Here is a 15,043-nt window from a genome sequence, read left to right on the forward strand (position 1 = left end):
ATTTAAACAAAACAAAAAAACCACTTATTTCTAAGTGGCTTAATTATAATACTATATTAATTTTAACTTATTTTAAAAACTAAAAGTAGTACCATCAGCGCCGTCTTTTAGTTGGATACCTAATGCACTTAATTGATCACGAATCTGATCTGATAAAGCCCAATTTTTATCCACACGTGCTTGATTACGCATTTCGATTAGCATTTTTACAACACCATCTAATTTATCAGAACTTTCGTTTGCAGCCTCTGTATCTAAACCTAAAACATCATGAACAAAACCATTCATAATCGCCTTTAAGCGCTCTAAATCTTCTGCTGTAATATTCTCGAAACTATCTTTGATTGAATTAATCATTTTCACTGCATCAAACAAATGTGCAATCAATATTGGCGTATTGAAATCATCATCCATTGCTGTGTATAATTTCGTTTCTAACTCATCAATATTAACGGTAGAAATTTTCTTTGGTGTAATTGTTTCTAATGTTTTTAATGCTTCAACCAAACGATTATATCCTTTTTCTGAAGCTAACATTGCATCATTCGAAATATCTAAAACACTGCGATAATGCGCTTGTAAGAAACAAAAACGTACAACAGCAGGATGAAATGGTTTTTCGAAGAAATCATTTTCACCATTCACTAATTGCATTGGCAAAATGTAATTTCCTGTCGATTTACTCATACGCTGACCATTCATCGTCAACATATTGGCATGCATCCAATATTTTACTGGTTCGTGACCGTTAGAACCTTTTGCTTGGGCAATTTCACATTCGTGGTGAGGAAATTTAAGATCCATTCCACCCCCGTGAATATCGAAATAATCGCCAAGATATTTTGTGCTCATCACTGTACATTCTAAGTGCCAACCAGGGAAACCATCTCCCCAAGGTGAAGCCCAACGCATAATGTGAGCAGGCGAAGCATTTTTCCAAAGTGCAAAATCCACAGGATTTTTCTTCTCTCCTTGTCCGTCTAAATCTCTTGTATTATTGATTAATTCTTCGATGTTACGGTTACTCAATTCACCATAATCAAGTCCTTTTTTGTTGTATGCTTCGACATCAAAATAAACTGATCCATTTACTTCGTAAGCAAATCCTAAATCAATTAATTTCTCCGCTAAAGCAATTTGTTCTAAAATATGACCCGTTGCTGTAGGCTCGATTGTTGGAGGTAATAAATTAAATTTCTCTAAAACTTTATGAAAATCAACCGTATATTTCTGTACGATTTCCATTGGTTCTAATTTCTCTAATTTAGATTGTTTTACAAAACGATCATTTTCTACATTTCCGTCATCTGTTAAATGCCCTGCATCAGTAATATTACGAACATAACGAACTTTGTAACCCAAAAATTTTAGGTAACGATAAATCATATCAAATGACATAAACGTACGCACATTCCCAAGATGCACATTACTGTAAACGGTAGGTCCACAAACATACATTCCAACATTATCTTGATTAATTGGTTCGAACGTTTCTTTCTGTCCCGTTAAGGAATTATGTAATTTTAATTGATTTTCTTTTACCATTTTATAGGATTTATATTTTAAACATTAAAAGTAGTTTTCATTCCGATGTACGAAATAAACTCTTTTCTTAATTGCTCATTATCTTTAAATGCTCCACCATATTCGGCAGTTACTGTACTTGATTCGATATCTTTGATTCCGCGCGAATTTACACACAAATGTTTCGCATCGATAATACATGCTACATCGTCTGTACCTAACGCTTCTTGCATTGCTTTCACAATTTGCATTGTCAAACGCTCTTGTACTTGCGGACGTTTTGCATAATATTCTACAATACGATTCATTTTAGACAATCCGATTACTTTCCCTTTCGAGATGTAACCAACATGTGCACGTCCAACGATTGGTAAAAAGTGATGCTCGCAAGTTGAATAAACCACGATATCTTTTTCAACCAACATTTGATTGTAGTTATATTTATTTTCGAAAGTTGACATTCCAGGCTTACGCTCTGGCAATAAACCACCAAAAATCTCTTTTACGAACATTTTCGCAACACGTTTTGGCGTTCCTTTCAAACTATCATCTGTTAAATCTAAGCCTAAAGTTTCCATGATGTTACGGAAATCCGCTTCTATCTTTTCCACTTTTTCTTCAGCAGACAACTCAAAGGCATCAGCTCTCAAAGGCGTTTCTAAGTTTGCTGAAATATGGTCGTCCCCCATTTCGTCATGAAGATGTTTATCACACATTACATAAAAATTTTAGCAAATTTATAAAAGATAGTGTTATAAAACCTTATCAAATCTCAATTTATTACATCTGAAATGATTTCTATCTTTTATCAAATCAATGAAAAGATTATCTTTGAAGTATCACAAATTCGAAAAAATGATCAAGAAAACTTACGGTATCGATTTTCTTTCGTTCGAGGATTACAAAGGAATCAAAGAAGGAAACATCGAAATTGAACTTAATGAAGCGAGTAAACAACAAATCTTAAAATCGCAACAAAACGTTGCTAAAATAGTTGCTTCTGGTCAAACAGTTTATGGAATTAACACTGGTTTTGGACCACTTTGCGACACTAAAATTTCGGAAGAAGAAACGCGTCAACTTCAATATAATTTATTAATCAGTCATGCGGTTGGTGTTGGAAATCCAATCAAGAAAGAAATTTCTAAAACCATGTTAATTGCAAAAGCACATGCTTTATCAAAAGGATATTCTGGTGTGACTTTAGATGTTGTGGAACGAATTTTATTAATGGTCGAAAAAGATATTATTCCGGTCGTTCCTGAAAAAGGATCTGTTGGAGCATCTGGAGATTTAGCGCCATTATCACATTTATTTTTACCATTAATTGGTGAAGGAAAAGTTTGGGATGGCGATACAATTGTTTCGACAAAAGAAGCTTTGACTAAACATAATTTACAACCTTTACATCTTTCTGCAAAAGAAGGTTTAGGATTAATCAACGGAACACAATTCATTTTATCTCATGCGTTAAATGGCTTAGAAAAATTCGAATATTTATTGAATTTAGCTGACGTTGCGGGTGCTTTATCATTAGAAGCTTACGAAGGTTCTCCCCGTCCATTCGAAGAAGAATTACATCAAGTTCGTCCATTCAAAGGAACTTTATTGGTTGCAGAACGTATGCGAAATTTATTGAAAGGTTCTGAAATTGCTTTCTCTCATGCAGAATGTGGTCGTGTACAAGATCCATATTCATTGCGTTGTATGCCTCAAGTTCATGGTGCATCACGAAATGCATTTTTTCATTTACAAGAATTAGCTGAAATCGAATTAAATTCTGTAACAGATAATCCAATTGTTGTTTCGGACGAAGAAGCCATTTCAGGTGGGAATTTCCACGGACAACCATTAGCAATGGTATTAGATTACGCTACAATTGCTGCTTCTGAATTAGGAAATATTTCGGATCGTCGTCAATATTTATTAATCGAAGGAAAATATGGTTTACCAAAATTATTAACAGAAAGCTCTGGTTTAAATTCTGGTTTCATGATTCCTCAATATACCTCAGCCGCACTTTGTACAGAAAACAAAACATTATGTTTTCCTGCATCGGCAGATAGTATTCCGACTTCTTTGGGACAAGAAGATCATGTTTCGATGGGAAGTATTTCTGGACGAAAATTCAACCAAGTTTTAGACAATGTAGAACGTATTTTAGCAATCGAATTAATGTACGCTTGTCAAGGTTTAGAATTTAGAAGACCTCGTAAAACAAGTGCTTTCTTAGAAGAAGTTTTTACAAAAGTTCGTTCAGTTAGTCCAAAATTAGAAGATGATCGTTTGATTGGAGATGATATCAACAATATTATTGATTTATTACAAACAGAAGATTTCAAGAAATTAATTTTAAGTTTCTAAGTTATCCTTGTCATCCAGAGCCTGTCGAAGGATAAGCTATTATAATGTAGATAATTTACTATAATTAGAAAAACTCTTCGACAAGCTCAGAGTGACAATTACAACAACGACAGTCAAGTAAATGTCATTCCGACGAATGGAGGAATCTTTTAAAAATTAGAAATAAAAAGAATGGATATTTTACAAGCTATCTTAGATTTTTTTAGTGTTACAAGTTATAAAAGTGATAATTCTAAAAAAGACAAAGCAGTACTTTTTTTAATGATTTCTACTTTTTTATCTATTGCTCTTTTATTTTCTGTAAACTCAATTTATGAAAAAAATAATATTTTACTAATCATAGTTTTATTGATTATTTTCAGTTTAATATTAAGTATTTTAATTATTCTTAGTTTAATCAAATTAAAAATAATTCAACCAACAAACTTTAGTAATTTTATATTATATCTCGTTGGTTTAATATTATTTATTGGAAGTTCAACTTTATTTTTTATTGATTATTTTAAAATTATTAATTAAAAATCTAATGTTCAAATTCGATAAAAAATCATTCAGCATAGCAATTATTATCTTTTTGATTGAAGTAATTATTGCGTTATACATCAAAGACAAAATCATTCGTCCTTTTGTTGGCGATATTTTAGTCGTGATTTTCATTTACTATTTTATCAAAGCATTTATCAACACAAAAGCGATTAACATTGCAATTTTTACATTGTTTTTTTCTTTTATTGTAGAGATTTTACAATATTTCAATTTTGTAGAAATGATTGGCTTAGGACATAACAAAGCGGCTCGAATAATCATCGGAACATCATTTTCGTGGATTGATTTACTATGTTATTTTGTCGGATTTATCCTATTATTTTTTATTGATAAAGATTTGAAGAAAAAAAATGTAATTTGAACGAGATTCCTCGACAAGTTCAGAATAACAACAAAAAATCTTAAAACTTATAACGTTTAACGCAAAACATAAAAACACAAAAAAAATGACTTTTCAAGAACAAATAAAACAAGGTATTCCTTCTGTTTTACCTCAAAAAAAAGAAAGAGATCCTAATATAAGTCACGCCCCTAAGCGTAAAGAAATATTATCGGAAGACGAAAAAAAATTAGCGCTTAAAAATGCATTGCGTTATTTCGAACCAAAAGATCATGCTGAATTAATTCCAGAATTTAAGCAAGAATTAGAAGATTTCGGACGTATTTATATGTATCGTTTGATGCCTGATTACAAAATTTTTGCTCGCCCAATTACAGATTATCCAGGAAATTCGGAACAAGCAAAAGCAATTCAATTAATGATTCAAAATAATTTGGATCATGCAGTTGCACAACATCCTGAAGAATTGATTACTTATGGAGGAAATGGCGCGGTTTTCCAGAACTGGGCGCAATATCTTTTAACGATGAAATATTTGTCAGAAATGACAGATGAGCAAACCTTAGTGATGTATTCTGGACATCCAATGGGTTTATTTCCTTCACACAAAAATGCTCCGCGCGTTGTCGTTACGAATGGAATGGTGATTCCTAATTATTCGAAACCGGATGATTGGGAAAAGATGAATGCGTTAGGTGTTTCTCAATACGGGCAAATGACCGCAGGAAGTTATATGTACATTGGTCCGCAAGGAATTGTTCATGGAACAACGATTACCGTTTTGAATGGTTGTCGCAAAATCGATAATGAAGGTACGGCAGGAAAATTATTTGTTACGGCTGGCTTAGGTGGAATGTCTGGCGCGCAACCGAAAGCGGGAAATATCGCAGGTGTTGTTTCTGTAACTGCCGAAGTGAATCCTGCTGCGACTTACAAACGTCACGAACAAGGTTGGGTAGATGAGGTAATTACTGATTTGGATGAATTAGTTGCTCGTGTTCGCGAAGCCAAAGAAAATAAAGAAGTTGTTTCGATTGCTTATGATGGAAATGTGGTGGATGTTTGGGAAAAATTTGACCAAGAAAATCTATACATTGACTTAGGTTCAGATCAAACATCTTTGCATAATCCTTGGGCGGGCGGTTATTACCCTGTTGGATTATCATTTGACGAAGCCAATGAAATGATGGCAAATAATCCTGAATTATTCAAAGAAAAAGTACAAGAATCGCTTCGTCGTCATGCAGATTCTGTCAACAAACATACTGCAAAAGGAACGTATTTCTTCGATTATGGAAATGCCTTTTTATTAGAAGCTTCTCGTGCTGGAGCAGATGTAATGGCTGAAAATAATATCGATTTTAAATACCCTTCTTATGTTCAAGATATTATGGGACCAATGTGTTTCGATTTCGGATTCGGACCATTCCGTTGGGTTTGTACATCTGGAAAACCAGAAGATTTACAAAAAACAGATGAAATTGCTTGTCAAGTTTTAGAAGAAATCATGCAACATTCTCCGAAGGAAATTCAGCAACAAATGCAAGATAATATTACGTGGATAAAAGGAGCACAAGAAAACAAATTGGTTGTTGGATCTCAAGCACGTATTTTATATGCTGATGCTGAAGGAAGAATTAAAATTGCGAAAGCTTTCAACGATGCTATTGCGAAAGGTGAAATCGGAGCAGTTGTTTTAGGACGTGATCATCATGATGTTTCTGGAACAGATTCTCCTTTCCGTGAAACATCTAATATTTATGATGGCTCAAAATTCACAGCTGATATGGCGATTCACAATGTCATTGGCGACAGTTTCCGTGGTGCAACTTGGGTTTCTATTCACAACGGCGGAGGCGTTGGTTGGGGAGAAGTAATCAATGGAGGTTTCGGAATGTTGCTAGACGGTTCTTCAGATGCTGAACAACGTTTAAAATCAATGTTGCATTGGGATGTGAACAATGGAATTGCTCGTCGCTCTTGGGCAAGAAACGAAGAAGCTATTTTTGCGATAAAACGCGCAATGGAAGAAGAACCATTATTAAAAGTTACTTTACCAAATATCATTGATGAAGATTTATTATAATGATTAACTTCAAACTATAAAAGCATCTCAATTGAGATGCTTTTATAGTTTTAATAACTTAATGCGATCCTGAAACGAGTTCAGGATGACTTTACTTATATCTAAAATCATTCATAATCAAGTAAATCACTTCTTAACCTACATCAATATAATCAACTATTTAGCTTCGTAAATTTGTATAACAAAAATAAAAACATAGAAAAAAATCATTATGAATACAAAAAATATAGAAGCAGTAATTGCGCCAAGAGAGCCACATTTTGTAGGAGACGGTTTTAGAGTTCATAACTTCATTCCAAGTGGATATAATTTAGATATGAGAAGAACGGATCCATTTATTATGTTAGATTACAATTCAAAATTTCATTTTCCAGCAACAGACAAACCAAAAGGTGTTGGCGTGCATCCACACCGTGGTTTCGAAACTGTAACTATTGCTTATGAAGGAAGCGTTTCTCATCATGATAGTTCTGGAGGAGGAGGAACAATTCATCAAGGAGATGTACAATGGATGACAGCAGCTTCTGGTGTTTTACACAAAGAATATCATGCAGAAGAATTTTATAAACAAGGTGGAATTTTTCAAATGGTTCAATTGTGGGTAAATCTTCCTGCAAAAGACAAAATGAGCGCACCAAAATATCAAGCAATTGAACATAAAGATATTCCAACTGTAGAAGTTGAAAATGGTTTTATCGAAGTTATTGCTGGTGAATATAACCAAACAAAAGGTGCTGCATCAACATTTTCTCCTGTTAATATGCTGAATGCAAAATTGAATGAAGGCGGAAAAGCTAATTTTAGTTTTCCTGCAAATTACAATACCGTTTTATTAGTTATTGATGGAGAAGTAAAAGTGAACAACCAAGAAATTGTTCCAACTGATCACTTATTATTGTTTACAAATGAAGGCGAAGATTTCTCAATTGAAGCAACAGAAAATAGTGTGGTATTAATTTTGAGTGGAGAACCTCTTAATGAGCCAATAGCTTCTTATGGTCCTTTTGTGATGAATACACAAGAGCAAATTCGCGAAGCTTTTGAGGATTTTAATAACGGAAAATTTGGTACTTTAGAAGATTAATAAACAACTTAAAAAATAAAACTCATGGAAATTAAACAAATTGATGATAAGAAAAATGGTGCTTTTGTCGTTTTAGATGGCGATAAAAAAGCTGGAGAAATGGCTTACGTTTGGGCTGGTAATGATAAAATTATTATCGATCATACAGAGGTTGACGAAGCATATGGTGGACAAGGTGTTGGTAAAAAAGCTTTATTAGCCTTAGTAGATTGGGTGAGAAAAGATAATATCAAAGTAATTCCTTTATGTCCTTTCGCAAAGGCACAGTTTGATAAAAATCCAGAAATTAGAGACGTTTTATCATAAAAAAACAAAAGGCTATTCGATTAGAATAGCCTTTTTTCATTATTAGTGTTAATTCGTCAAAGATTTATTTAATCTTTGATGATTTTTTGTGTAACAATTCCTTCAGTAGTCTCAATATTTATTATATAAACTCCTTTTGGTAAATGAGAAACATTAACCTGAGGATTCATTTTATTTAATTGTTTATTGTAAACTTCTTGCCCAGCCATATTAATAATTCTTACATTTTTTACCATTGATTTAGAATCGATTGATAAAATATTTTTAACTGGATTTGGATAGATTTTAAGATCTTTTGAATTTATATCAGACATCCCTAAATTTTCTATAAAATTAACCGAGTAATCTTCACTTTGTCCATAAGCATAAGTAGTAGAGCAAGGGTTATCTGGTACCAATCTATATGTCTTCATAATACGCATACGCGTTTTACCTAATTTAGCATTCTCAGGAAGAGTTACTGATTTTGTAACAGTTTTACCATCTGCTCCTGTAGAACCTGTAATTGCACCAACATAATATCCTTCAGTATCTGGATTGAATATTCCATCTTGATTTAAGTCAAAGTAAACAACAAACTCACTAGTTTCTGTTATTCCATTTGTATTTCCTGCTACTGTAATATCGTATGTACCTCCTTGTTTTAAATCTGTCGATTGATCTAAAAAATATTCGTTCTCATTTGCTGTTACATAATTGGTTGTAGTATTATCAATCGTACCAATTTTTACTTTTGTAATAGGTTCTACAATCGCTGTAAATCTAGGTGTACAATAAGAATCTTTTACATAGACTTTGAATGATGCTGAATTAATTACTTTACCTTCAGCATCAACTAAATTGTAAGCAACCGTTGTAATTCCCATAGGAAATTTAGCTCCTGACTCTAAACCATTCACTAAAACTAATTTATAATCTGGACAATCAGAAGTAACTTCATAATTCACCGCAACAGAAGTTTCTCCTAATTTTGATTGAACTTCAATATCAGATGGAACAGTTATATTACATTCCTTTGTATCGAAATAACCATTCAATTTCACTATCCAACCAGGAACAAGATTTCCATTTCCAATTTCATTTCCTCCAATAAAATCCCCATTTTCAGAAACGACACTTGCTGTTCCTAATTTTCCTCCTGGAATTGTGACTTCTATCCCTTGCTCTATTAATAGATCCTTGATTAATTTTGGCTGATCTCCTAGAGAAGAATGATAAATAATAGCATCACGATCAGAAACCATATTTTGAACATATCCTACCAAAATTCCATTTGAAGAACTTATAAAAGTTCCTGTTCTATAACCTGCTGGTAAATCAAATATTTTATATTCGTTTGTATTTAAATTATACATAAATGGTTTTAAACCTACCTCTCCCACTGCAATACCATTATCGTCTACATGCCAAATATGATTATTTATAGGAATAGCATAATCTGTTAGTAGTTTTTCTAACTGACCATCTTTTTTTATAACTGCTAACTCTCTAAAAGTTCCATTAAGATCAGCATCAATCCAACCAACAGTTGTCCCTTCATTATTTACACTATAACCAGCTCCGTATTTGTATCCATTAGGAATTATATTTTTTAATTCTTTTGTTTGAATATCATAGATAAAAGGTACGGATTTCATCTGTCCTACAATATAGCGTCCATTACTACTTATAGAATATACAGTAACTGCATCATCTTTAACTAAATTAGGAAAAACTCCTGTTGAAACCCATTCAGTTGTTCCAGCTAATTTATATACAGGATGAACTAAATCATTAATTTTACTTGTTCCAACGATATCTCCCTTTTCATTCATATTCGCATAACTGATGATACCATTATCTATTTTAACAAATGAATTTGTTTCATAATTATAAGTGTATCCAATCATAACGGCATTACCATTGTTAGCTATGCCTCGAATTCCTGACCTAGGAATATCCATTGCTCTAAGTTCCATCTTTTGCGCATATAAACTAGAAGATATAAAGAGTAAAGCAATAAATTTTTCAAGAATAAAATTTCTTCTCATGTTTTGTAATTTTTATCAAATGAAAACAAATATTAAAAAAAATCACAATACAGCTATACTAATATTCGTGAATTTCAAATCTATTTTCCGAATAAATAAAACTTAAAATATTGATAATCTGCAAAATACAAAACAAACAATTATTTACAATTTTATAATTCATTCGATTAATATCCCACTGCTTTGTCGTCTCCGCGTGGATCTGCACCAGCTTGATATGTTCCGTCTTTGTTGACCAAAATTCCTTCTACACGTCCATAAGGTTTACGCTCTTTCAACGTATAGCCTTTTTGTTTTAACGATTCACGAACGTTTTCTGAAATTGCATTTGGTTCGTAATCGATTTGATCTGGTAACCATTGATGATGAAATCTTGGTGCTGCAACAGCTTCTTGCATCGTCATTCCGAAATCAACAACATTCAAAATTGCTTGAAAAACAGACGTAATAATTGTAGAACCACCTGGTGTTCCCACAACCATAAACAATTTACCATCTTTCTCTAAAATCGAAGGCGTCATCGAACTTAACATTCTTTTCGAAGGCTCTATCGCATTGGCTTTTCCTCCAACCAAACCATACAAATTTGGTGTACCTGGTTTTACAGAAAAATCATCCATTTCATCATTCAACAAAAAACCTGCACCTTCTACAACAACCAAAGATCCGTACGAATTATTCAACGTTGTGGTTACAGAAGCCGCATTTCCATCTTTATCAACAATCACATAATGCGTCGTTTCCATCGATTCTTTACCGATTATTTCACCCGCTTTGATTGCTGAACTTGATGTTGCTTTATCAAACGAAAAATCTTTCATTCGATTCACATTATAACTTTTATCTAATAATTGTTTTTGCGGAACTTTTATAAAATCTGGATCACCTAAATGCTCTGCGCGATCTGCATAAACGCGACGCTCTGCTTCTACCATCACTTGAATTGTAGAATCTGCCTGAAATCCCCATTTATTAATTGGATAATCTTCGATTGATTGAAATAACGAAACCAACGCAATTCCTCCACTTGAAGGCGGCGGCATCGAAATCACTTTAAGACCTTTATAATTTCCAGAAACTGGCGTTCTCCAAACCGATTGATATTCTTTTAAATCTTCGTGCGAAATAATTCCATTCCCACGTTTCATTTCTTTTACAATTAAATCGGCTGTTTTTCCTTCATAAAAACCAGCTCGACCTTTTTGCTGAATTAATTTTAACGTATTAGCTAAATCTTTTTGAATTAGTAAATCACCTTCTTTCCAAGATGATTTAGACGTTAAAGCATTCGTTTTTGAATTATATTTTACAAAATCATTATGCTTATTTGTCAGTTCGCTCGCTTGTTGCTTTGTTATTTTAAATCCTTTTTGAGCTAAATTAATAGCTGGCTGAACTAATTCTTTCCAATTTAATTTACCATACTTTTCATGCGCTTTTACCATTCCGTCGACAGTTCCGGGAACACCTGCAGCAAATTGTCCATACAAACTAAGATCAGTAATTGCATTGCCGTTTTTGTCCCAATACATATCTTCACTCGCTTTCAAAGGTGCTTTTTCACGATAATCTAACGCATCAGTCTTTCCTTTTGCATCACGATAAACCAAAAATCCACCGCCACCAATATTTCCTGCATTTGGATAAACAACCGCCAACGCAAACTGAACTGCAATTGAAGCGTCAATCGCATTTCCACCTTTTTTCAGAATTTCAACTCCAACTTTTGAAGCTTCGGGATGAGCCGTTACAACAACTCCATTTTTGTAAGATTCTTGCGCATTCAGCTGAATAATCGCGAAGAAAGAAACTATAATAAATGATATTTTTTTCATAAAATCGATTTAAACAAAAATACCAAACCTTCATCAATTAAGACAAAGATTTGGTAAAACATATAAACTATTTAAATTATAAACTTAATGATAAACGAGCGAAAGCAAAGCGTCCTCCAGTTCCGAATTGTTGTCCAGTACGTGAATACACAAAATATCCTGCTCCTCTATTTCCTCCAATTTTCGTTTCATCAGGATAAATATCAAATAAATTATTTGCACCGATTGTTAACGAAATATTTTTGTTGAAAGCATAGCCGAAACTCAAATCTGTTACAACTTTTCCGCTAAAAGTTTGCGAATCTGCCACCGTATTTGTCGCCGCATCAACCTCTCCGAAATACACATTTCTTAAGTAAACATTCCATTTATCCAATGAATAATTCAGTGATAAATTGATTTTTGTACGAGGAATAGCTGATTCTAAATAAATACGACTCGAACGATCAAAATAAGTAGACTCTTTTCCTTTTAATAAATCCGAAGCATGAACGTCGCCCACAACATTTGTTTTACTAAAAGTCGCCGATAAATCTCCACGTAATTTTCCTGCGCCTAAACGATCTTGATACGTCAAAACAACATCTATTCCTTTGGTTTCAGTATCAATTGCATTTGCGAAGAAACGAGCCGAAGTTGCATTTGCTTGTTGCAATAATTCGTAAATCTCTTTGTCTTGAGCTGATGCATTTGCTGCATTGCTTCCTGTGAAAGATCCTGTGTAAATGATTCGGTCATCAATTCTGATGAAATATCCATCAACACTCAATTTGAATTTTCCCCAATTTGCCGTTGCTCCAGCCGAAACTGATTTCGATTTTTCTTCGTTCAATTGTGGAATTCCTAATAATTTTGCAGCACGACTATCGTTTGTAAAAGTTCCTGAATTAGAAATTGCTCCATCTAAGAATAAACTTGAAGTTGCGCTAAAATATAATTGATGTAAAGATGGTGCTCTAAATCCTGTACTTGCAGCCGCTCTCAACACATAGTTTCCTAATTTGTATCGAGTCGAAATTTTTCCATTTAACGTTGATCCAAAATCTGAATAATCTTCGTAACGTAACGCAGCAGCTACTAAGAAATCTTTCGTAAAATTAAATTCAGTATCTAAATACGCCGCAACAGAATGACGATTCGCATTGACTTCGTTCGCTGGTAAAAAACCAGGAAAAGCTTGCGCTCCACCTGCTAAAGCAGTACCATTTGCAGCAAATAAAGTATTGATATTTCCATTAAAATCTTGTACATAAATTGGCTTTCCATTTCCGTCTACACCAATTTGACGAACTTTACCATAATTCGCATAAGATGATTCTTCACCTCCTACTATTTGATAATTTTCATAACGAAATTCTGCACCAAAAGCGACATTAATTCCAGCTAAAACATCATCAAAAAAACGCGTAAAATCTAGGTTGGTTGTATTCTGCGTAAAACGATATCCACCAGCTTCAAAAGATGTTGGCGAAGATTCTTTCATCGATGCGTTAACTGTATTTTTGACTCCAAAATCGATGGTATTATTTCCGTATGTATTCGAAAAATCAACTTTCCAACCGTTAATTTCACTACGAATTCCCGCTGCTAAAGAGCGATCGTAATTATTAGTTTGAATTAATGGTAAAAATCCATTTGGATAAATTGACGCTACTGTTTGATGTAACTGAGCAGGCTGACGACGAAAAGCCGCCGATTCACCCAAACGATAATTTAATCCTCCAAATGCATAAATTTCGGTTTTATCTAAAACTGGAAAAAGTGAGTTTATAAAAATTGCTCCTCCTTCATTTTTTGATTGTCCAATGCGCGAAACATAATCAGCTCGCGTTTCTCCACGACGGGCTAATTCCTCCTCTGAAATATCTTTTCCAGTTGGATTTGGATATAAATCTGGTCGATTATAATCTGAGAAAATTGTTCCTGTAAATTCTTTTTGACGATTGAATGGTTGACGTTTGTCGTAAGAACCTGCAACATTTACAAATCCTCCTTTTTCACCCACTTTTACACCATAATTTACATTCGCTTGAAAAGTTTCACCATCAAAATTATCTTCTGCATTTTTCGAAAGATTTCCTCCATACGAAATTGACGCACGTAGTTTATCTGTCGAATCTTCCAAGACAATATTAATCACACCTGCAATCGCATCAGAACCATATTGAGCAGCGGCTCCATCTCGAAGAATTTCAATTCTTTTGATCGCAGAAGTTGGAATCGCATTCAAATCTGTACCAACAGAACCTTTACCAAACGAACCATTAATATTAACCAATGATGTTGTATGACGACGCTTTCCGTTAATCAAAACCAATACTTGATCTGGTCCTAAACCGCGCAAAGAAGCAGGATCGATGTGATCTGTTCCATCAGAAATAACTTGCGTATTCGAGCTAAAAGATGGCGCAACATAATTTAAGATTTGATTCAACGAAACTTGTCCTACATCTTTTGTCACCTCTTTAATATCTATCACATCAACTGGCGTTGAAGAATCTAATTGTGTACGTCCAACTGCTCGCGAACCAATCAAAACGACTTCGCTAAGATCAGTATCCGAATTGATTGATTGCAAAAAGAAATCTAAAGAAACTTCATTTTCATCAAGCACATTAATCGTTTGCGTCGTTGTTGGCTCACCTATTTTTGAAACAATAATTTCATACTTCCCAGGCTCTAACGTTAATTGATATAAACCATCTGCATCTGTTATCGTCGTAATATTTGTTCCTTTTACATTAACCGTTGCTTGATCGATTGGTCCATTTACATCTTCAACCGTACCTGTGACTTTGGTTTGGGCGAATAAAAATGTTCCGCCGAAAAGAGCAGTTAGAAAAAATATTTTTTTGAGTGAGTATAATTTCTTGTTCATATTTACAATTTTAAAAGTCTAGCAAATTTATAGACTTTATAGAATATAAA

11 protein-coding genes are annotated in these 15,043 nt (G+C 33.6%); 6 read left to right on the top strand and 5 right to left on the bottom strand.

The features are described 5' to 3' along the window. Window positions 1–72 precede the first annotated feature (72 nt). Window positions 73–1,545 (bottom strand): cysteine--tRNA ligase, encoded by a 1,473-nt coding sequence (gene cysS, locus FH779_RS15065; RefSeq protein WP_180905274.1) that lies wholly within the window; start codon window positions 1,543–1,545, stop codon window positions 73–75. A gap of 17 nt (window positions 1,546–1,562) precedes the next feature. Further along, window positions 1,563–2,240 (bottom strand): GTP cyclohydrolase I FolE, encoded by a 678-nt coding sequence (folE, locus tag FH779_RS15070; RefSeq protein ID WP_114997904.1) that lies wholly within the window; start codon window positions 2,238–2,240, stop codon window positions 1,563–1,565. Window positions 2,241–2,340: 100 nt separating this feature from the next. Between folE and hutH the strand changes: the two genes are divergently transcribed. The 6 genes from hutH (at window position 2,341) to FH779_RS15100 (ending at window position 8,250) form a co-directional block, all read left to right on the top strand. After that, the gene (gene hutH, locus FH779_RS15075; protein ID WP_394368125.1) at window positions 2,341–3,888 is read left to right on the top strand and encodes a histidine ammonia-lyase; all 1,548 of its coding nucleotides are present in this window, start codon (window positions 2,341–2,343) and stop codon (window positions 3,886–3,888) included. 171 nt (window positions 3,889–4,059) lie between these two features. Then, window positions 4,060–4,407, top strand: coding sequence for a hypothetical protein (locus tag FH779_RS15080; RefSeq protein ID WP_180905275.1), 348 nt, complete (start codon window positions 4,060–4,062; stop codon window positions 4,405–4,407). Window positions 4,408–4,414: 7 nt separating this feature from the next. Then, window positions 4,415–4,795 carry a ribosomal maturation YjgA family protein gene (locus FH779_RS15085; protein WP_180905276.1) on the top strand — a complete coding sequence of 127 codons (381 nt, stop codon included), beginning with the start codon at window positions 4,415–4,417 and terminating at the stop codon, window positions 4,793–4,795. 85 nt (window positions 4,796–4,880) lie between these two features. After that, entirely contained in the window at window positions 4,881–6,860 is a 1,980-nt protein-coding gene (locus FH779_RS15090; RefSeq protein ID WP_180905277.1) for a urocanate hydratase, read from the top strand. Window positions 6,861–7,071: 211 nt separating this feature from the next. Next, window positions 7,072–7,944: a pirin family protein gene (locus FH779_RS15095; RefSeq protein ID WP_180905278.1), complete on the top strand. Its 873-nt coding sequence runs from the start codon at window positions 7,072–7,074 to the stop codon at window positions 7,942–7,944. A gap of 24 nt (window positions 7,945–7,968) precedes the next feature. Further along, window positions 7,969–8,250 (top strand): GNAT family N-acetyltransferase, encoded by a 282-nt coding sequence (locus FH779_RS15100; protein ID WP_180905279.1) that lies wholly within the window; start codon window positions 7,969–7,971, stop codon window positions 8,248–8,250. A gap of 68 nt (window positions 8,251–8,318) precedes the next feature. Here the strand turns inward: FH779_RS15100 and FH779_RS15105 are convergent, their stop codons facing one another. The 3 genes from FH779_RS15105 to FH779_RS15115 all read right to left on the bottom strand — a co-directional run bounded on the left by FH779_RS15105 (window position 8,319) and on the right by FH779_RS15115 (window position 14,993). Further along, on the bottom strand, window positions 8,319–10,280 hold the full coding sequence (locus FH779_RS15105; protein ID WP_180905280.1) for a T9SS type A sorting domain-containing protein: 1,962 nt from the start codon (window positions 10,278–10,280) through the stop codon (window positions 8,319–8,321). A gap of 167 nt (window positions 10,281–10,447) precedes the next feature. Continuing rightward, the gene (gene ggt, locus FH779_RS15110; RefSeq protein ID WP_180905281.1) at window positions 10,448–12,115 is read right to left on the bottom strand and encodes a gamma-glutamyltransferase; all 1,668 of its coding nucleotides are present in this window, start codon (window positions 12,113–12,115) and stop codon (window positions 10,448–10,450) included. Window positions 12,116–12,191: 76 nt separating this feature from the next. Further along, a complete protein-coding gene (locus FH779_RS15115) occupies window positions 12,192–14,993 on the bottom strand; it encodes a TonB-dependent receptor (RefSeq protein WP_180905282.1) in 2,802 nt (933 codons plus the stop codon). Window positions 14,994–15,043 lie beyond the last annotated feature (50 nt).

This window comes from Empedobacter falsenii (assembly GCF_013488205.1).
Lineage (GTDB): Bacteria > Bacteroidota > Bacteroidia > Flavobacteriales > Weeksellaceae > Empedobacter > Empedobacter falsenii_C.

What these genes read in the sequence shown, in the direction of transcription:
- FH779_RS15085 (WP_180905276.1), top strand. Translation starts at nt 4,415, where the DNA reads ATGTTCAAATTCGATAAAAAATCATTCAGCATAGCAATTATTATCTTT.
- folE (WP_114997904.1), bottom strand. Translation starts at nt 2,240, where the DNA reads ATGTGTGATAAACATCTTCATGACGAAATGGGGGACGACCATATTTCA.
- FH779_RS15090 (WP_180905277.1), top strand. Translation starts at nt 4,881, where the DNA reads ATGACTTTTCAAGAACAAATAAAACAAGGTATTCCTTCTGTTTTACCT.
- FH779_RS15105 (WP_180905280.1), bottom strand. Translation starts at nt 10,280, where the DNA reads ATGAGAAGAAATTTTATTCTTGAAAAATTTATTGCTTTACTCTTTATA.
- ggt (WP_180905281.1), bottom strand. Translation starts at nt 12,115, where the DNA reads ATGAAAAAAATATCATTTATTATAGTTTCTTTCTTCGCGATTATTCAG.
- FH779_RS15080 (WP_180905275.1), top strand. Translation starts at nt 4,060, where the DNA reads ATGGATATTTTACAAGCTATCTTAGATTTTTTTAGTGTTACAAGTTAT.
- FH779_RS15115 (WP_180905282.1), bottom strand. Translation starts at nt 14,993, where the DNA reads ATGAACAAGAAATTATACTCACTCAAAAAAATATTTTTTCTAACTGCT.
- FH779_RS15100 (WP_180905279.1), top strand. Translation starts at nt 7,969, where the DNA reads ATGGAAATTAAACAAATTGATGATAAGAAAAATGGTGCTTTTGTCGTT.
- hutH (WP_394368125.1), top strand. Translation starts at nt 2,341, where the DNA reads ATGAAAAGATTATCTTTGAAGTATCACAAATTCGAAAAAATGATCAAG.
- cysS (WP_180905274.1), bottom strand. Translation starts at nt 1,545, where the DNA reads ATGGTAAAAGAAAATCAATTAAAATTACATAATTCCTTAACGGGACAG.
- FH779_RS15095 (WP_180905278.1), top strand. Translation starts at nt 7,072, where the DNA reads ATGAATACAAAAAATATAGAAGCAGTAATTGCGCCAAGAGAGCCACAT.